General features: G+C 52.9%; 14 protein-coding genes. 2 read left to right on the top strand and 12 right to left on the bottom strand.

Features of this window, described 5'->3' with window-relative positions; all coding sequences use genetic code 11:
• Positions 1-7 precede the first annotated feature (7 nt).
• Positions 8-1,825 (top strand): glycosyl hydrolase family 28 protein, encoded by a 1,818-nt coding sequence (locus tag ACQ86O_RS15010; protein WP_431221782.1) that lies wholly within the window; start codon positions 8-10, stop codon positions 1,823-1,825.
• Positions 1,826-1,904: 79 nt separating this feature from the next.
• Here the strand turns inward: ACQ86O_RS15010 and ACQ86O_RS15005 are convergent, their stop codons facing one another.
• From ACQ86O_RS15005 to dsdX, 12 genes are all read right to left on the bottom strand, one after another.
• Positions 1,905-3,521: an Ig-like domain-containing protein gene (locus ACQ86O_RS15005; protein ID WP_431221781.1), complete on the bottom strand. Its 1,617-nt coding sequence runs from the start codon at positions 3,519-3,521 to the stop codon at positions 1,905-1,907.
• Between the two features lie 78 nt (positions 3,522-3,599).
• Positions 3,600-4,298, bottom strand: a complete 699-nt coding sequence (locus tag ACQ86O_RS15000; RefSeq protein WP_431221780.1) for a ZirU family protein — start codon at positions 4,296-4,298, stop codon at positions 3,600-3,602.
• 82 nt (positions 4,299-4,380) lie between these two features.
• Positions 4,381-6,849: a ZirU family protein gene (locus ACQ86O_RS14995; protein ID WP_431221779.1), complete on the bottom strand. Its 2,469-nt coding sequence runs from the start codon at positions 6,847-6,849 to the stop codon at positions 4,381-4,383.
• A gap of 419 nt (positions 6,850-7,268) precedes the next feature.
• Positions 7,269-7,772, bottom strand: coding sequence for a TlpA family protein disulfide reductase (locus tag ACQ86O_RS14990; protein WP_431221778.1), 504 nt, complete (start codon positions 7,770-7,772; stop codon positions 7,269-7,271).
• On the bottom strand, positions 7,762-8,499 hold the full coding sequence (locus ACQ86O_RS14985) for an ABC transporter ATP-binding protein (RefSeq protein WP_431221777.1): 738 nt from the start codon (positions 8,497-8,499) through the stop codon (positions 7,762-7,764). The genes ACQ86O_RS14990 and ACQ86O_RS14985 overlap by 11 nt, the downstream gene beginning before the upstream one ends.
• Positions 8,500-8,501: 2 nt before the next feature.
• The gene (locus ACQ86O_RS14980; protein WP_431225734.1) at positions 8,502-9,614 is read right to left on the bottom strand and encodes an ABC transporter permease; all 1,113 of its coding nucleotides are present in this window, start codon (positions 9,612-9,614) and stop codon (positions 8,502-8,504) included.
• A gap of 13 nt (positions 9,615-9,627) precedes the next feature.
• The gene (locus ACQ86O_RS14975; protein ID WP_431221776.1) at positions 9,628-10,908 is read right to left on the bottom strand and encodes an ABC transporter permease; all 1,281 of its coding nucleotides are present in this window, start codon (positions 10,906-10,908) and stop codon (positions 9,628-9,630) included.
• Positions 10,909-10,910: 2 nt separating this feature from the next.
• Positions 10,911-12,281, bottom strand: coding sequence for a Fe-S-containing protein (locus tag ACQ86O_RS14970; protein ID WP_431221775.1), 1,371 nt, complete (start codon positions 12,279-12,281; stop codon positions 10,911-10,913).
• A gap of 191 nt (positions 12,282-12,472) precedes the next feature.
• Positions 12,473-13,000, bottom strand: a complete 528-nt coding sequence (locus tag ACQ86O_RS14965; protein ID WP_431221774.1) for an iron transporter — start codon at positions 12,998-13,000, stop codon at positions 12,473-12,475.
• Between the two features lie 24 nt (positions 13,001-13,024).
• Entirely contained in the window at positions 13,025-14,938 is a 1,914-nt protein-coding gene (locus ACQ86O_RS14960) for an FTR1 family iron permease (RefSeq protein WP_431225733.1), read from the bottom strand.
• Between the two features lie 328 nt (positions 14,939-15,266).
• Complete coding sequence (locus ACQ86O_RS14955; RefSeq protein ID WP_431221773.1) at positions 15,267-16,598, bottom strand: D-serine ammonia-lyase; 1,332 nt, start codon at positions 16,596-16,598, stop codon at positions 15,267-15,269.
• Between the two features lie 15 nt (positions 16,599-16,613).
• Positions 16,614-17,951 (bottom strand): D-serine transporter DsdX, encoded by a 1,338-nt coding sequence (gene dsdX / locus ACQ86O_RS14950; RefSeq protein ID WP_431221772.1) that lies wholly within the window; start codon positions 17,949-17,951, stop codon positions 16,614-16,616.
• Between the two features lie 334 nt (positions 17,952-18,285).
• Here dsdX and dsdC point away from each other — a divergent pair, with 334 nt between their 5' ends.
• On the top strand, positions 18,286-19,227 hold the full coding sequence (gene dsdC / locus ACQ86O_RS14945) for a DNA-binding transcriptional regulator DsdC (RefSeq protein WP_431221771.1): 942 nt from the start codon (positions 18,286-18,288) through the stop codon (positions 19,225-19,227).

The following is a 19,227-nucleotide window of genomic DNA, read 5'->3' as shown; positions in this document are numbered from 1 at the left end:
TATAAGAATGCCACCTCCGATTTGCTCCAAGGCGATGCTGGTAGTTATGACCACCAGTTTGATGGCGATAACGGCCCCGGTTTGTGCATCTACCCCGCTGAAGCAGGCTCCTCAGCAACTTCAGGTTCCTACCTTGTCAGCGGACGACAGCAGTTTGATGTTGGTGTGGAAATCACCGGAAAATACCCACGATATTGTTGATTATCTCGTTTATGCCGACGGGAAAATGCTGGGGAAAGCCAGTGAGAATAACGATCGGTTTTCAGCCGCCAAACCTTATATCAATCATTTCTATGCCAATGACAAAGATAATTTTTCGCAGCGGATTCTGATCCAGAATTTTAAAGTTACCGGTTTAAAACCTGACAGCCCCTATTCGTTTACCGTCAAATCGCTGTATTCCAACGGGTCAGTTTCGGATGCCAGTAATCGCATTACGGCAAAAACCGCCCCGCTACCGACCATTATCGCTATTACCGACTTTGGTGCCAAAGGTGACGGCGTTACGTTAAATACCCAAGCGATCCAGCAGGCGATAGACGCTTGCCCGCCCGGCTGCCGGGTTGATGTTCCCAGCGGAGTCTACAAAACCGGCGCATTGTGGCTGAAAAGTAACATGACGCTCAATCTGCAGGCCGGATCCACCTTACTCGGTTCAGAAGATCCGGCAGACTACCCACCCGCCTACCGGCTGTACAGCTATTCTAGCGAAATGCGCCCAGCCTCACTGATCAATGCTATCGACCCAAAACATATGGAGCCTGGCACCTTCCGTAATATCCGTATCGTCGGGCCGGGCAGCATCGACGGCAACGGCTGGCTGCGCCAGGAAACGCCAGAGATTGTGGATGAGATGGGCAATCACCTGCCGCAATATATTTCCAGCAGAAACAGCAAGGTCCATGAGGACGGGATCCTGGCTAAGCATCAGGTTGCCAAGGCGGTGGCTGAAGGTGTGCCCTTACAGATCGCCTATGGGCAGCGCCGCTCCAGCCTGATAACGCTGCGCGGGGCAGAGAATGTGTATCTGGCAGATTTTACGGTCCGCAACCCGGCATTCCACGGCATTATGCTGCTGGAGAGCCACAACGTGGTGGCTAATAATCTGACTCACCAAACCTTTGATGCCAACAACGGCGACGGCATTGAGTTCGGCAACAGCCAGAACGTGATGGTGATGAATAACTTTTTTGATACCGGAGATGACTGCATCAACTTTGCGGCAGGAACCGGAGAAAAAGCGCTGGAGCAGCCTTCAATGAAAGGAGCCTGGCTGTTCAATAACTATCTGCGCAGAGGGCATGGCGCTGTCGTTACCGGTAGCCACACTGGCGCCTGGATAGAGGATATTCTGGCAGAGAACAATGTGATTTATCTTACCGATGTGGGCCTGCGCGCCAAGAGCACCACCGACATTGGTGGGGGAGCCCGTAATATAATCTTCCGCAATAATGCCATGAAGGATATTGTCCGCCAGCCGGTGATCCTGACGCTTAATTATTCTGATCCTAACGCCAAGATTGATTACCCGGCAGCCAAGAAACCGGCGCAGTTTTATCACTTCCTGGTACAAAACGTGACTGTGCAGGGCACCTTGGGGAATAGCCCGGCGATTGAGATCAAAGGGAACAGTGATAAAAATGCCTGGCACCGGCAGGTCCATTTTGACAATGTTCACTTTAATAACGTGCCACCCACCGCCATCAGCGATCTGGAAGACAGCCGGTTTGATCGAGTGGTTTTCAGCCAGTTACGCGGTGATACCCCTTGGCATTTTAACACCGTCAGGAATGTGACTATTGACAGCAAACCCGTAACACCTTAATCCAGTTACCCTTGAGCTCAGGGCGGGGTTTTTCCTGCCCTGAACCGATCGCGCTCATATCCTCATCAACCCAGTTTGTTTAAAGAGACCTTGAACAGGCGACATAGGTCGCACCGTCTAACGGGAAACTGAATAAATTGCCGTTGCCCAAATAAACATAATGCTGTTCGTTACCGCTGGCGGTCAGTTCCCTGCTCCAATAATTACCGGCAAACCAGCCATTTGAGAATCGGCTCATCGCGCCCCACTCATTCCATAATCTGCCGTTGGTATCCCGGTGGCCTCCTATCTGGACTGTCGGGGTTCGGTCAGTCATTTCGCTATAACCGGGTATCACGTAGCTGCCCCCTTGGGAGCCGCACCAGGCGGCAGCATCACCGGTTCCCATAAAGTTGTGGCTATTATTTCTGAACCAGCGGTTGACGGTAAATTGGTAGCTTAAAGATGAGCCATTGGCAAGATGTTCAGCGGTGATGGTTACCCGATTATTGGCCGAGGTGGGTTCCTGATTAAAACTTACGTTGCCACTGCCATCCACGCTGGCCCAGCTCTGGTCGCTACTCCAGCCATAGGCACTGTTCTGTGCAGGTTCTTCACCCACCACCAATTGAAATGCCGCCCCGATAAACCCGGTTTTAGGGAAACCCTCATCAGCCGAGAATGAAGCGCCGTTAACCAGGACATGCGTCATCTGGGCGGTATCAAAGAACTCGACGGTGGCGGTGGCAGAAATCCCGTTTGAGGTGGTGGCGGTGATGTCACTCGTCACGGGCGTGTTGCTGGTCAGACTTATTTTCACCTCACCGTTGCTGTCCGTTTGGCCATTGGTAGCCAGCAAGGCTACGTCGTTGGTCGCGGTGAAGTTTACCGTTTCACCCTCAACACTATTGCCATGGCGATCCTCCACATGAACCAGCACATAATTATGATCAATGCCGTTGGCCAAGGCATTGTCCTGGGTGACCTTGGCCTGCACCACCTCTGGCGGGCCAGCAACAAACAGCGTATTTACAGACTGCACATCATCATCAATACTGGCCGTGACCTGAGTGGGGCCTGCAATCACATTCGTCACGTAAACCGTTGCCACACCATCAATACCGCTGGGTGCGCTGGTCGAAACTTCCCCCAAATTATCGGCATCGAAAAGCACGCTTGCACCCACGACAGGAGTGCCATCCAGATACTGAACGGTAGCACGGACGGTATTCACCGCTTGCCCATCGGCAACTACCCCTGACGGAGATTCGGCCCAGACCAGGCTGGAAATTATCCTCTGCCACTTGATATTGATCGGGCTCGGCAGCTCCACCGGCGACCCCACACTTGGAACAGTAATCTCTGGATTGGTTTGCGGGGTTACGATCACGTTCAACTCGCTGCCTGCCAGAATATCGCTTAATTCCAATTGATAGCTTGGGCTGGTTGCGCCATTAATTGGCGTTCCATCCAGCAACCACTGGTAAGTGGTTCCCTGCTCAGCATCGCCATCCAGATCATTGAAAACCGATGTCACGGTAATCAACTCCCCGGCACGCGGCCTGGCATTGTCCACCGAGAGAGTGGCTGTGGGTGCCCGCCCATTTACCGGCTGGGTGGATTGCTGGGCAGCCATCGCCACCTGGCTAATGATGACGGTCAGAGCCAGTAATATCCTGAAGACCAAAACCTCGAAGAGACAATAACGATGCAGCATCCAGCGTTTCCAACAGACTGATTGATCAAATCATTTGGCCCAGGCAAGCCTGACTCAGCTTGCCTGGGTGGCGCTTTATTACGGCGTCGCTGGGTTGCTGACAATCACCTGAACTCTCAGACGCTGGTCGGTCCGTACAGGAGTGTAGGTGCTGCTGGTTGCTCCGCTGATGTCGCTATAAGTATTGGTTCCCTGGCCAGTCTCAAGCTGCCACTGGTAGGTCACACCATTACAGGTGCCCCCGGCACAGGTTGCTGTCGCAGTCAGAGTAGAATCAACCTGTGGATAGCCCCCTACGTCACCGGTAACCGTTACGCCAGTTACGGTGCCACCCGCGATAACCGTCAGGGTATTGGAAGGGACAACCAGACCGAACGCCGGATCGGTAATGGCCGGATCGGTATGAGGCGTGACTAACACGGTAATGGCTTTGCCCAAGTCGCCAGCAACAATGGTGTAGCTATTGTTGGTCGCCCCGGCAATATCCACCCCGTCGGCCTGCCATTGGTAGGTTTCCGGTATCGCCGTATCCCCATCCGCATCACTGAAGGTCCCGGGGGTACTGATACTCAACGTATCGCCGATATCAATCAAACCGTTGCCACTGGCATTGTCAGAAACAATGGTACTCTGCGTCACTACCGGGGCGCGGCCCCTTACGGTGGAGGTCGGGCTGGAGGTCACCGCCGACCAGGCAGAGCCGACGACCAGCAGGCTCAGTAGCATCCCCGAAAGCAGAGGCAGCAGCCTTCTTTGTGAATCAATCTTGATCTTCATTGTTTTCTTTCCCCTTCTGTACTCAAAATCAATGTTTGAATCACATTCCAAAGCTGCCTGGAATGATGATAAAACCCCGGTCTTAATGCGATACCACACGAATAGCCCGTTTCTGTAAGTCTCTGGTCACCGTCAAGGTTTCTGACGTTGCCCCAGGGATCGCGATAAATACGCCAGAGCCCGCAGATGACTCGGCTTCCCACTGATAATTCACCGGCATGCCACTACACATGGCAATGGAACACATGGCAACGGCCAGCAGGTTATCCCCCACCACAGGGTGCTCGCTCAACTCTGCACCGTTTTTGTAAATCAATAATTTGATCGGCGTTTCTGCGACAAAATAGATCTCTGCCCGCTCAAGGTGAGAGCCGATAATAGCGGTCAACGTGGTTACCCCGGCATTAACATTGGCCAGTTTTACCCTTACCAACCCCTCACTGTCTGTTCTGTCATCCGGGGTCAGGACCGTCGCGCCGTTATCTACCTCAAATTCAACTGCCTGTGTATCAATGGGGTTGCCATGACCATCCGTTATCCTGGCTTCAACCTTGTTAACATCGACACCATTGGCGTAGGCATGATCGCTTATCACCACCAGTTCAATCTCTGCTGTGGCCAGATCGGCAGTCAGTACTACCTCATGTGGCTGCATGTCTACCGCAGAACCATTTACCGCAGGCACCACGGTTACCGTGCCTGCAGCCGTGCCCGTCAGCTTCGCGCTATACACACCGTTATTTTCCGTTACTGCGCTGATGGCAACGTCAGGGATCCCCGTGGCCTCAAAGGTCACCGTTAATCCATGAATGGGATGGTGGTTAATATCCAGGGCCGTAAAACTCAGCGTGCTGGCATGTAGACCATCAGCAATAATTTCTGCCGGTTCTACGGTAAAAGTAGAATATGCCGGATCCAGTACCTGGCTGCTCTCTATTAAATTAACTTTAGCTGAAGCCAGAGAGATATCATTAATGGTTAGCTTAATAACCGCTTCGCCACTGGTGAAACCCGCCGTTAACTGATAGGTATAAACACCCGGAGCAGTTTCCGTCACGCGACTTAACTGCGGATTAATAGCAGGTTTGGTATCCGCCGGATCAGGCGTAAAGTCCAGTTCGGCCTGCAGTTGGTCGCCTACCCCCTGAATAGGGAAATTGTTGGCATCTTTTAAATCCACGGTGATCAGGCTTTTAGTAACGCCATCGGCAAGTATTTCTACTGGGGATGCCTGCACGGTGGAATTGATTTTGCTGACATTTTGCTGCGTCACGACAATCTGTGTGGTGCTGCGGTTGGACGCATTCCCCTGGCTATCAAAGGCTACCGCGGCTAAGGTGTAATGATTATTGCCTGCGTTGTAAGGGGGTAATTTTATTGAAATGCTTTGTGCGGAAATTTGCGTCACTACCCCACCCGCAGCCACTAACGCAGCGCTATCCCAATCAATTCGTTTAAGCCCATATTTCGCCGTTACCTGTGCATCCACTTTGAGGATTTCAAAAGCGCTGCCGGTCATCTGGTCCGGCAATGCCAGTTGGATTAATGCCTGTTTCTGGTATTCCAGCACAATGTCATTATTACGCTCCACCAGATCATAGCGGCTACCGGCCAAGGTACGGGTTGCGGCCACGGCAGAGGGATCGATTTGAGTCTGCCAGGGTTCGCCCAAACGGTAATTCATCTGCACACTGATGTTGGTATCGTTGCGGCTACCTTTACCGGCGCGGTGCTCAGCCCCGATGGTGAGCAGGGGGATCGGCGTGTAATTGATCCCCGCCGTGATCGCATAGGGATCTTTTTGCCTGTCATCCTTGCCAAACAGTGCCACCTCATCACCCTGATATTTCTCATAAATCAACTTTCCCCCCAATTGAGGGTAAGCAGGTAGATAAGCCTCTACCCGCAGGTCATAACCGTTGGCGGGGCGTTCATTGTAATCGGCAAAATCACGGGATTGATGCCAGTCAGTCATGGCCAGATAACTGTTAGCCGATAATTTCAGGTAATCTGTCCAGGCCTCGATCCCAAAACCAACCCGGTCGTTCTTGCCCGTCATATCACGATCAAAAAAGGCATTAACGCCATACATCCAGTTATCCTGCACCCTGCGAGCACCTGCGCCCATATTGACAGTACTGCGGCCGTCTTTATTACGCAGCCCTAGCTGGCTAAATAACAGAGATTTCTGGTCATCATAAATCGGTACCAGGAGATCGACTGAACTCCCCTCCAGACGAAAGTCATCGCTAAGATTAAGTTGCACGCGTGCGGTGCCATATGAACTCAGCCAATGCTGCGCCGCGTCATTGACTTCACCAACGACCATGGAGCGAGCCATGCCAGCAGCTGCCAGCGGGGTATTATCGTCGGCCAGCAGTGTGGCGCCTTTTAGCAGGCCATGTGACAGCCTTTCATCATGTTGGGGAACCGGTGCAGAAGGAGGGGTAGGAGCGAGCATTTTTGCTATTACCGGGGCAAAGGAAAGGCCCAACGGCAGCAACAGTTGAAAGGTAATATTAATCCACACGACAATGGGTTTAAATGCCATGGAGAAAACTCCAACTGGATATCAGTTAGAGTAGTCGCGCTTTATTCCTTTCACAAATAGCGCAAACGCTGCTCAACATGAGTGTTGATGAAACGCCAGGGTCAAGGCGCTGGTCACTTCTGCAAGGTCACTATATATGCCGACAGGGCAGTAATATCTTCATCGCTTAAACGTGCCTTGGCTTTATTCCCTGCCCCCACAATTTCGCCAGCTCGGCGGGCCTTAAGGCCTTGGCTAATATCTTGCTGAGATACGTTTTTTAGTGGGCGGGCTTTGCCCAACGCCGTTTTTTCCCGTGGCGGCCATGGCAAGAAGCGCAGTTATTTTTATAAAGCACATCGGGAGCCTGAGCTGATACCGGGCTGCTGGCTAACAGGAGCACCAAAAAGAGTGCTGGATTTTGCTTACCCATCCTGCGGTTACCCTTTCTGCCTGGACTTTTCAAAGATAGCCTTCAGCTCTGGTTCATGCAGCATGCCGATATACTGGCCGGTCAGTTTCCCCTGCGGGTCGATCAGAAACGCGGTTGGCGTGCCGATAACCTGGTAGCGCTCTTGGGTGATCGCCAACTGATCGCGTACGTTTGGGAACGACACCTGGCGTTCATCCAGCAGCGCCTGGATATTCATTTCCTCTTTATCGGTATTAATGCCAACCACCACGATACTGTCGCCAAACTCTTTGCTTAACTTCTCCAGCACCGGCATTTCAACCAGGCAACCTCCGCAATTCGAGGCCCAAAAGTTCAGATAAACGTGCTTACCCTGCCACTTTTCAAGAGAAGCCGGGTTACCTTGTAAATCATAGGCAGCCAACGCCGGGGCGGCAGCACCGACTTCAGCCTTCTCTTCTTTACACCCATTCAGTAACAACGCAGCAGCCAGTAAGAGAAACCCGCCGACTTTTTTAGTATCAGCTAGCATGTTCAACCTCCTGAGATTTGCCCTCAGCCGCATTAAGTTCTTCGCCCTGGTATTTACCGTGCTGCAAACGAACGATCCGATCGGCAAATTTGCCCAGTTCCGGGTTATGGGTAACCATCACGATAGTGCGCCCCAGTTTGTGCAGCTCGGTTAACAGGCCAAGCACCATCTGTTCATTTTGCTCATCCAGATTACCCGTCGGTTCGTCGGCGAAGATCACCGGGGGTTCATTGACCAAAGCCCTGGCGATGCACACTCGCTGCTGTTCACCGCCAGAAAGCTGGCTTGGCAGGTGATCGAAACGGTGAGCCAAGCCAACCTGATCCAAAACGCTACGGGCGGCGGCTTCATCCACCACGCTATGATAATGCTGCGCCAGCATCACGTTTTCTAGCGCGGTCAGGAACGGGATCAGATGGAACTGCTGAAATACCAGACCAATCTTGTCTGAACGGAAAGCTCTGCGCCCTTCTTCATCCAGCCCGGCGGCATCTACCCCATCCAGTAAAACCTGGCCGTCGCTGACGGTGTCCAGGCAGGTCAGAATATTCATCAGCGTGGTTTTACCAGAGCCAGAAGCCCCCATAATGGCGACAAATTCGCCGCGTTTGATCTTGAGATTAATATCCTCAAGGGCCACCACCTGACCGAAACGCTTGTAAAGATGGCGGGTTTCAATCACCCAGGGTGAGAGCTGTTGGTCTTTAATGGCTTGTTGTGGTGTCACCGTTACTCTCCTTTTAGTACTTTAGCCGGTTCAATATTCACGGCCCGATAAGTTGGCAAAACAGCTGCAATCAGGGCAACCAGCAATGAAAGAATTAATGTCAGTGGGATCACCTGCGCACGTAATCCGATGGAGGCGGAGAACACGGTATGCCCCAGAACCTGCGCCAGAATGTAACCGGCCACAATGCCGACAATGACGGCGAAGAGTGCGATGATCATGGTTTCCGCCATAATCTGGCGTACGATATCGCGGCCTTTGGCGCCCAAGGCTTTTTGCAGGGCAAACTCCCGGGAGCGTTCACTGACAATCGCCATCAGCGTGGTATTCACGCACAGGGTGGAGAGCACCAGGATCACCAGTGAAACCAGCCCCATCAATCCTTTGATTTTATCGAGCACCTGGCCTTCGGAAGCGGAGACTTTGCGGATCGGGCGGATTTCCAGTTCGGGGTAGCTTTTTTGCAGTTTTTCGGCAAAGCGATCGACCTGCCCACCTTGGTTGTTAACGCTAAATAAGGCATGGCTGATCAAATCCGGCTGATGCAGCCAACTCTGGGCCAGTGGCAAATTGATGATCAGCACGTTGTCCGTTGCGTCCCCGGCTTCGACAATGCCTTTGATCTGCAATTTCTTCTTCTGGTCCCCTTCCACCAGCACCACCGAGTCACCCACTTTCAGCTCAAGGCGGTTTGCCAGCTTGTAGCCAATCATGGCATTGCGATCGTCAAAGCTGACGCCGATCCAGTTGCCGGTCACCTGCCAGTAAGGAACGATCTGTTTTAATGACTCAAACCAGACGCCCATCACTACCACTTTTTCCAGCTCGGTACGCGCCATGCCATATAAATAAGGGCTGCTGGCGTTAACCAGCCCCGGCGGTGCGTTATCGACAATTTGCTGATAATTCTCCTGCGCCATGGTGCTACCAGAGCCAGGACCAATATAAAAGTTGGCACCAAAGGTCCGCAGTTCCTGGCTCATCTTGGCGTTGATATCAAAATAAACCGCAGACATGGCGGTGACGATCGCGGCACCGACCGCCAGGGCGGCAAATACCACTGCCACCCGCTGCATCCGCAGGCGTAGCGCACGGAACACCAGGCGCCAGAACATACTTTGAGATTGATTAGCGGCCATACAGCACCTCGACCGGATACAGATGAGCAATGCGCCGCGCCGGGAACCAGGTTCCTGCCAACGCAATCAGTACCGATAGCACCAGCACGCAGGGAACAACAATCCAGGCGAAACTGAGTGGTGCGCCAAACAGCATCATGCCGATCCCCTTGGCCAATCCCCACCCGGCAAGGCAGCCTAATATCCCGCCAATCACCCCACTCATTGCCGCTTCCAGATAAAACAGCATCATAATCTGCCACTGCCTGGCCCCTAGCGCTTTCATCAGGCCAATCTCTTTGGTGCGCTCCATGATATTGCTGGTCATCAGCGAGGCAATGCCCATAGCCGAAGCCAGCAACGCCGCCAGTGTGACCACCGCCAGCAGCAGTTGGATCTTCTCAATCACAATGCCCTCAGAGGCGGCAACCTGCCAGATAGGACGAACGCCGGAACCGGATATCGCCTCTTCCAACTGATGGGCAATAGACGAAACGTAGGCGGTGCAATACCACAGGTCGTACTCTTCCGCATTCAGCGATTCAAGGTCGGCCCTGGCCTTACGCGATAGTTCATTTTCCGGCACCGTCAGGGCAGAGACCCTAATCGCCTGCACCTTGCCTTGCAGCCCCAGCAAGGTCTGGGCCTGGGCTAGCGGCATAACCAACTGCTGCTCTTCATCGCCGCCGCTGGCCAAAATGCCGCTGATGGTGATATCCAGCACCGCATTCGGGCCTTTGACGCTAATTTTATCGCCAACTTTCCAACCGCTTTGCTGGGCCAGTTGCTGGCCTGCCAGCGCCTGATTGGCCGTGCCGGTTTCATCCGGCCATTGGCCGCTTACCTGCCAGTAAGGGCTGATAATTTTTTGGCCGGTGTGGTAATTGTCTTCATCGGGAACATCAACCGGCTGTTCGAAGAAGGTGCCTAAAACCGGTATTGACCGCTGTTGTACGCTGACATCACCGCTCAGCAACGGCGCAAAACCGATAATGTTATTGCGCCAGAAGATATCTTTGATATTGGGCAGTTCCGCCTCATCAAGGAAATCCTGGCCAGCCAGCGGGTTGTTTTTCTCGCCAAACAGCGAGGGCAACGTAGCCTGCCCAGCCGGTTCGATGAGGATGTTAGCCCCGTAAGATTTCATCTCCCGGGCCATCTTGTCGCCAATATCAATCGAAACTGCCAGCAACGCAGAAACCAGCCCAGCAGCCAAGAAGATGGTGATCACCGCCAGCGATTTCTTGCGGATATTGCGGTACCACGACTGTCGCAGCATGCGCCACAGCATAATTATTCTCCTTCCTTGACGAATTTCTCTGGCGTGTCCCTAAAGGCCTCATAGTTGGCAACGTTGGAGAAGAAGTAGGTTTTACCGGCGAAGTTGTAACGGTGTTCGGCTTTGGTGTTGGTCAGCTTGCTGCCATCAACCGGATCGGTGACTTCCAGCGTAATAATTGTGCTGAAATAGCTAAGGCCGGATTCCAGCGCTTTTTTACCGATCACCAGATCCGTGGAGGTCATGTCCCACTCTTCAATCGGCACCGGATTGCAGCCGCCCGGTTTACCGATAGAAGGAATAAAGATCCGCACGTCACAGGCAACGCAAATCACCTGATTGCCTTCCATCACATAGCCCTGATCGCCGCACAGCAGGCAGGCATCAAACACGACGCCCAGGCGCAGCTTGTCGGGATAACGGTTGATAACAAAGAAGCGCACCGCCTTGCCATCGTCGGCCACCCAGACGAAACGATGCAGTTTGCCGTCCTTGACCTGTTCCAAAGGAATGTGAACCAAACCATCGGCATTGAGCGTCACGGGCAATGCTTCTGACAAACGCGGGGGTTGGGAGGCTATTTTATCCCAGTAAAGCTGGGCACCTGCGGCAACCATCGCCAGCAACAGGGTCATCACCAGCACGCGGCGGGAATGTTGAAAATGAGCAACGGCCTTACGGTGCTCTATTGGCCGCTCTTCTGCCTGGGCAAGGCGGCGCGGCAATACCACGTTCAGCAGATAAATCAGCGCAGTGATCAACAGCAAACCAGCGCAGAAATAGTTAATCAGACCATTGGCATTGGTGACTTTTGCCACATAGCTCAGCAAGGATTTGGTCAGTTCAACCACCTGGAGCTTCATCAGGACCAACATCAGTTCGCCGGAAAGTGGCGCCAGCAGCAACAGCGCCAGCAATAACAACAGAGGCCAACGCAGGCCGCGCACCTGGCGTACACCGGCTGCCAGCAACGCTGCGGCAAACGCGACGATAATAATACCGGCAATCACCGCGCTGATATTCAGTAACAGATCAGTATTGATCACATCGGTGGCGGTAATCGCCCTCAGATTGGGCGTTTTCCCCCAACGCAGCGCCGCCACCAGGATCAGGATAAATTGCCAGACATAGCCGGAACGAGTGCCAGAGATAAACTGGCTAAGCAGGAATAACAGGATCAGGGCTATTTGCAGAGCGGTAAAAAACAGGCCCCATTGCTGTGAGTCCGGCAGATGTACGGCAGTCAGGGTGCCGCCAAAAAAACCGATCAGGCTTAATAGCACCAGCGGGCGCAGGTGGGGAGTTTTGCGTAACGTCCAGCTTAGCCCCAGTAGCAGAGCAACGGGCAGGAAAGATTGCAGTACCGATACAAGAAAATAGCTCATGGTTGCTGTACACCCCGCTCACTGACAAGCTCTGCCTGAGCGGTATTTTTTTATTAACCGTTATCCGCTAATGATGAGCTTGTCCAATCATAAACCCCACGGAGAACGTAGCCTGGCTGTTTCATTTAAAAAGCAATGGCCGGGGGAACATGAATGCTCACCCGGCCTGACTACCCTGGCGAACGGGTATATCAGTTCAGACCGACATATTTGAAATCGAAGCTGACATCAAAAGGCTTCCACCAGCGGCCAACGCCAGTTTCGCTGTCGGTGTGGCGGTGCAGGCCAGCTTTTGATGGCGGATCAATATGATAGGTCACTTTATAGTTACCTACGCCCATCATTTTGATGTTGGCGCCGTAGTGCGGGCCATCGCCTGCCACCATTGGCATAAAGGTGCCTTCCTGCTTCTCACCGGTATCGGTGTTGGTCAGGGTATAGGCGATGGTCAGGTACGGCATCCATTCACCAGCGCCAAAACCGTTCTTGTTACCTTCCACCGAATGGATGTCAGCCTCTAAATGGATATCCGCTTTAGCCGCAGGCAGGCCCATACCGCGGGGATCCATATCGATGGGTTGCAGATAGACCGCTGCGATCTCCATCTCATTCATTTTTACCGGTTCACCGGCAGGGTATTCTTTAAAAGCGAATGCGGCTGGTGCAGTGAAAATCCCGGTAATCAATGCCCCAGAGATCAATGCTTTGTTCATTCCCATGTTGTTATCATCCTCTGTAAGTAATCAATCCACGTTTAAATGTGTTGCGGCGGTTCCTCTGCGCATGACCCACAGGGCGAACACGGCAGCTATCAGCAAGGCGGCCTGCGGTATCAGCGTTTCGACATAGGGGTAAATACCTAGCCAGGAAATTTCAGGTACGCCGGTCAGAAGCGTAGGCTCAAACAATTTGCCTTCGATCAGTTCCAGCACGCCTTTACCGGCAAAGACGAAGGCCATCAGGTACATAAAGCTGCCGGTAAACATAAAGAAGGGCTTGAGCGGTAACTTGACCACGGTAAAGCGCATGAGCAGGTAGGCAATCAGCAGAATAACGCAGCCAATCAGGAACCCGCCCAGGATCGACAGATGCCCTTCCATCGACGTGGAATCCCCTATCAGGGCAAAATAGAACAGCACGGTTTCCGCACCTTCACGGTAGACCGCCAGGAAACAGGTCAGCCACAGACCCACCAGGGAGCCGGTACTCAATGACTGGGAAAGTTTGCCTTCCAGATAGGATTTCCACTGCCTGGCTTCTACTTTTGACAGCAGCCAGTAACTCATGGAGAACAGCATCACCACGGCAATCAGCATGGTGATCCCTTCCAGCAGTTCGCGGCTGGCACCGGAATTGGCAAATAGCCACTGGAAGATGACTGCGGTAACCACGCTGGCAAGTAGCGCGACATACACCGACTGGCGGATCAGTGGCAACTTGTCGTGATGGTTGTTTTTCACCAGATAGGCCACGATGGCTGCAACAATCAGCAAGGCCTCCAGCCCTTCACGCACAATGATTAGCAGGCTGTAAATCAGCAGGCTCCAGTTGGTCTGGCCGCCGGTACCCAGCATTTCCACCGCGGTTGCCAAATCGGCTTGTAATGATTGTGCCTGCTCCTTCACGGTTGCTGCCGGCTGCCCCGCTTTGATCTGGCTAACCATGCGGGTGAAGTAACCTTCGATTCGGGTTTTAAATGCCGAATCACGGGAGCCAATCTTGTTCTCCATCCCGCTGGCTTCAAACAGGTCAAAATAAGCGTCCTGAATAGCCATCATGGCACCCTTGCCATCACCGGCGGCATATTGGGCAATGGCGGCATTGATGGCGGTATCAATATCGTCGACCACTTTCTGCCAGTCGGTGTCCTGCGCAGCGTCATCGCCATCCGTGGTCACGGCCACGACCTGATTGTCGCGGGTGGTTGGCAGGCCGGGCAGCAGGTCTTCAATATCCTGCAATAAGCTGGTGACGCGGTAACCGACCTCATTGATCTGGCCCGGCTCGGCGCTAAGTTTGATCAATTCAGAGAACTGGCGGTTAATGTCGCCAGCCTGCTGAGAAGAGCGGTTCTGGCGAACCGACATTTCCATCTCGGAGTTTTTAAACCCATCATATTGGGCCAACTGCACTTTTTTACTGGCTTCAGCGTAATTGTTGCTTTGATACAGACTGATGGCCTCGGCCAGCAGATCATCAATGGTTTTAAAGCTCTGCTGCCAGTAAGGCGCTATCTGCTCGTTGTCGTAAGCACCATGCTGCTGTTCCGCCGTCAGTTTATGCCCACCGCTCAGCACGGGTAACACGCCGTTTAACTCGCCTTTCAGCCAGTCAATTTTTGCATCTACCTCTGCCTGAGGTTTGCCGTCGCCGATCATCTTGCGGATCTCACCGAAGGCGGCTTCCATCTGATAGCTTTTTTGCGCGGAGATATTGATACGGATAGGGCCTTCGAGGTTTTCAAACACCTCAAAATAGGCCATCTGCACTTCGGTGCGGGCTTCTGCAATCTGCTGTTGCTGGTAGAACTGCGAGGTTTTATCCAGGCGTGACTGAATATCGTCACTCAACTGTTGGTAGTCAGTTGCCGCCATGGCAAACGAGCTGAAAAATAGCCATCCGGCAAACAAGAAAAGGATCCGTCCAGTAATACGCATGGTCATGAGATGCATTCTTATAATGGGAGTAATTCTCATTATACTCTGGTGTTTCCAGCGCATACTCTGATCATGGTCAAACTATGGACACGATTGTAAGGATTTGTAGATAAGCGTTTCCGAGGGGGATGAGTATGTTTGTCAGTCAACTCAATGAAGAGGAGATAGGGTCTCTGGCAAACTCAGTATTGTCCTCATACGCTTTATAGAGGCCCTTCCAGGCCGGAGTGATGGGCTCTCGCCCGCGATGCTGCCCCCTATTCCCTCTCCCCGAAGGAAAGGGGATGGTCCGAGTTGGGGTGTTCAGACCATCCAGTAGACAAAAACTCTAGTTTTTTGCTGCCCCGAGATATTTAGCCATCTCTTCTGCCGGCACCATTCCGCCGCCGGTTGCCCACACCAAATGTGTCGCATGACTCATCTTTTGTGCATCAAGCTGGTGGCTGTCCAGGTACTGTTGATGCGCACACACTCGTGCAGGCCCAGGCATGCCAGCCAGCGCAGAAGGTTCCAACTGAATATTTTCCTCACGGGCGAGCAACCCGAGCAAGTCATACATTTCCTGATCGCTCAGGGTGTAAAAACCCTCCAGCAACCGTTCCATCGCCCGCCCAACAAAGCCGGAGGCCCTGCCGACGGCCAAACCGTCTGCCGCAGTCACGTTATCAATGCCGAGATCCTGCACTGCAATCTGATCGTGTAACCCGGTGTAGATGCCTAACAGCATGCAAGGGGAATGCGTCGGCTCGGCAAAAATACAGTGTACGTTATCGCCAAAGGCCAGCTTCAGGCCAAAAGCCACGCCGCCAGGCCCACCGCCGACGCCACAGGGCAGATAGACGAATAAGGGATGTTGCCGATCCACCTGGATATTCATCTGTTCGAACTGCTGTCTGAGGCGGCCACCGGCCACCGCGTAACCCAGGAAAAGGGTTGCGGAATTTTCGTCGTCGATAAAGAAACAGCGCGGATCGGACTCCGCCTGTTTGCGCCCCTGGGCCACGGCCACGCCGTAATCCTGTTCGTACTCGACTACATTTACGCCGTGCTCACGCAGTTTGCGTTTTTTCCATTCACGCGCATCGGCAGACATATGTACGCTTACGCTGAACCCCAGTTTAGCGCTCATAATGCCAATCGACATCCCCAGATTGCCGGTAGACCCTACGGCGATGCTGTATTGGCGGAAGAACTGGCGGAATTTGTCGCTGAACAGAATGGCGTAGTCGTCATCCACGGAAAGCATGCCCGCCTCGATGGCCAGCTTTTCTGCGTGCGTCAACACTTCATAGATACCGCCACGGGCTTTAATGGAACCAGATATCGGCAGATGGCTGTCTTTTTTCAACCACAAACTGCCGCTAATGGTCTGGCCATAACGCTGTTGCAACGCATCCTGCATGGCCGGTATTGCCACCACTTCAGACTCGATAATCCCCTGGGTCGTTTGCGTTTCCGGGAAAGCCAGACACAGGTAAGGGGCAAAACGCTTCAGCCGCGCCTCTGCCTGTGCGACATCCTTTTGGGTCAACCCGACGTAAGGCAACCCTTCTGCCAAGGTCGTCGTATTAGGGTTAAACCATGTCACCGCTTGCAAGTCGATCAGTTGCTGTACCAGAGGGAATTTCGCCACCAGGTTTTCAATTTCTAACGTATTCATAAAAAGTCTCTTCAATCAAATGACATAGGAAAGCAGGAATGTGGCACCCAGAGCGACCAGCGAAGCAATAAAGGTTGCCGAGGTATAATACTTAAACATCTCGCTTAACGTGGCACCGCAATACTGCTTCACCAACCAGAACAGTGAGTCGGTGACGATGGTGAAACCAATCGCACCAGAGCCGATGGCCAGCGCGATAATCTCTGGGCTGACGCCGGGGTAATGCGGCAGCACCGGGGCAACAATCGCCGTCGCCCCCATCATCGCCACGGTGGCCGACCCCACCGCCGCATGCAGGCAGATAGCCACTAACCAGGCCAGCAAGATCGGGTGCATATGCATATTCGATAAAATCACCGCCAGCGAATCAGCCAGGCCGCTGGCTTTTAAAATGCCATTGAAGGCACCACCCGCCCCGATGATCAACAGAATGTTGGCAATTGAAGAGAAGCCATTTTCCGTTCTGGTCAGTAAGGCACCCATAGACATATTGCGTCGAATGCCCAGCACGTAATAGGCAACAAAGGCGGCAATAAACATGGCAGTAATCGGGTTGCCGATAAACTCCAGGAAGTTATACAGCGCGGTATCCTTTGCCATATAAAGTTCCGCTGCGGTTTTAACCAGCATCAGAATGATCGGCAATAATACGGTAAACAGCGTAGCACCCAGCGAAGGCAGATCCTGCTCGTTACGGACCTGCACGCTGGAAAACGCCTCTGGGACCGGTTTGAATGGCAGCCGCTTACCGACCAGTTTCAGGAACAGCGGCCCGCCAATCAAGGAAGCGGCCAGCCCGACCATCAACCCATAAACAATCACCGACCCCACATCCGCCCCCAGCTTATTGGTGACGAACAATGCGGCAGGATGAGGTGGAACCACACAGTGCACGGCCATTAACGCGGTGCACAGCGGAATAGCCAGTTTCAGCAAGGAGGTATTGGTTTTTTTGGCAATCGAGAATGCCAGCGGGATCAGCAGCACCACGCCGACTTCAACAAACAGCGTAATACCACACACCAAACCCACCAGCACCATGATCACGTCCGCCGAGAGCCAGCGGCACTTTTGCAAGGTGATGCCAATGCGTTCAGCGGCCCCGGACACCTCCATCATATTGCCCAAAATAGTGCCCAGGCCAATCACCGCCGCCAGAAAGCCCAAGGTGCCACCAATCCCACCCTCAATGGCATTCACCATCTCCAGCGGGTTCATGCCCATCAGTGCACCAACGTAAAAACTGGCCAGCAACAGCGCCAGAAACGGGTGAACCTTAAATTTTACGATAGTTAAAATGATGATGATGATGCTGGTTAACAGCGTGCCAACTACCCAGATCTGCGAGTCCATATTCAGCGTCCTTCCAGGATAAATTTCACTGTTATTGGAAACCAACGACCCGGGACTGACAAACGATCAAAATGGCACTTCGCATGAGCCAGATTTAATCAACTGGGTGATTCAGGTCAAAAATATTCCTCATTCTGTCTTTTGAATCACATTAATTCATCTCTGGAGCCTGCCAAGATGAGTTTTCCAATTTGTCCCGTATGAATTTCAAGTTGCAGCCAGGCACCCAGTTATCTCCCCCACGGTAAGTGACTGGGGTTAGAGAGTGCAGGTAACAACGCTGCAATTTGAAAGGCGCCGGGTATACTCTTTTTTATTTCACCCGGTTATCACCATGTACGACGAAAAAAACCAGCTCGCCCGCAACCGATATCTGAATGGCTACCAGCTTGCCAAACTTCATACTTTTGAGGTGGCAGCGCGGCAAGGATCTTTCGTTCTGGCCGCCGAAGAGCTGGCGATCACCCCCAGCGCGGTAAGCCACCGGATCAACAATCTTGAAGCCGAACTTGGCTTTAAGCTGTTCCAACGCTTCCATCGCCGGATCGAACTGACGCCCGAAGGCGAGCGGGTATTTTGGGTATTGAAATCTTCACTCAGCTACCTCAACCAGGAAATACTGGAAATCAAAAGCCAGGAGCTGTCTGGTACCCTGACCATTTACTCGCGCCCGTCGATTGCACAATGTTGGCTGGTGCCGAAACTGGCCGATTTTGACCGCCGATACCCGGCCATCAGCCTGAATATCCTGACCGGTAACGAGATGGTGAATTTTCATGGTGCGGGAATCGATCTGGCGATCTACTTCGACGATCACCCGCCAGAGAAGCTCGCTTACCAGCATCTGATGGATGAGTCGATTGTCCCGGTATGCAGCCCGGAATATGCTGAACGTTATGACCTGTTGGGTAAACCGGCCAATCTGCAGCGTTGCACCTTACTGCACGACCGCCAGGCATGGAGTTATGACTCGGATATTGGGGAATGGAATACCTGGGGAAAACACTTTGCGATAGCGTTTGCCGAAGGCCAGCGGGGCATGGGCTTTGACCGTTCAGATCTGGCGGTGATCGCAGCGATAAATCACGTTGGCATCGCCATGGGGCGTAAAAAACTGGTGCGTAAGCGCATTGAGAATAAAGAACTGATTGTTCCGTTCCCAGGCATGGAAATGCAATGCGCACAGCGCTACTACATTTCCACGCTCTCGGAACGGCAATGGCCGAAGATCAATGCCTTTATCCAGTGGCTGAAAGCGATGGCCGAGGATTCCTGA

Origin of the sequence: Serratia sp. L9 (assembly GCF_050632285.1) — a bacterium.
Lineage (GTDB): Bacteria > Pseudomonadota > Gammaproteobacteria > Enterobacterales > Enterobacteriaceae > Chania.
Note: the sequence above shows the minus strand (reverse complement) of the source record. Positions and strands in the feature narration are given on the sequence as shown.

Excerpts from the sequence above, each read along its gene's own strand:
- ACQ86O_RS15010 (WP_431221782.1), top strand. The coding sequence starts at position 8 with ATGCCACCTCCGATTTGCTCCAAGGCGATGCTGGTAGTTATGACCACC.
- ACQ86O_RS15005 (WP_431221781.1), bottom strand. The coding sequence starts at position 3,521 with ATGCTGCATCGTTATTGTCTCTTCGAGGTTTTGGTCTTCAGGATATTA.
- ACQ86O_RS15000 (WP_431221780.1), bottom strand. The coding sequence starts at position 4,298 with ATGAAGATCAAGATTGATTCACAAAGAAGGCTGCTGCCTCTGCTTTCG.
- ACQ86O_RS14995 (WP_431221779.1), bottom strand. The coding sequence starts at position 6,849 with ATGGCATTTAAACCCATTGTCGTGTGGATTAATATTACCTTTCAACTG.
- ACQ86O_RS14990 (WP_431221778.1), bottom strand. The coding sequence starts at position 7,772 with ATGCTAGCTGATACTAAAAAAGTCGGCGGGTTTCTCTTACTGGCTGCT.
- ACQ86O_RS14980 (WP_431225734.1), bottom strand. The coding sequence starts at position 9,614 with ATGTTCTGGCGCCTGGTGTTCCGTGCGCTACGCCTGCGGATGCAGCGG.
- ACQ86O_RS14975 (WP_431221776.1), bottom strand. The coding sequence starts at position 10,908 with ATGCTGTGGCGCATGCTGCGACAGTCGTGGTACCGCAATATCCGCAAG.
- ACQ86O_RS14970 (WP_431221775.1), bottom strand. The coding sequence starts at position 12,281 with ATGAGCTATTTTCTTGTATCGGTACTGCAATCTTTCCTGCCCGTTGCT.
- ACQ86O_RS14965 (WP_431221774.1), bottom strand. The coding sequence starts at position 13,000 with ATGGGAATGAACAAAGCATTGATCTCTGGGGCATTGATTACCGGGATT.
- ACQ86O_RS14960 (WP_431225733.1), bottom strand. The coding sequence starts at position 14,938 with ATGCGTATTACTGGACGGATCCTTTTCTTGTTTGCCGGATGGCTATTT.
- ACQ86O_RS14955 (WP_431221773.1), bottom strand. The coding sequence starts at position 16,598 with ATGAATACGTTAGAAATTGAAAACCTGGTGGCGAAATTCCCTCTGGTA.
- dsdX (WP_431221772.1), bottom strand. The coding sequence starts at position 17,951 with ATGGACTCGCAGATCTGGGTAGTTGGCACGCTGTTAACCAGCATCATC.
- dsdC (WP_431221771.1), top strand. The coding sequence starts at position 18,286 with ATGTACGACGAAAAAAACCAGCTCGCCCGCAACCGATATCTGAATGGC.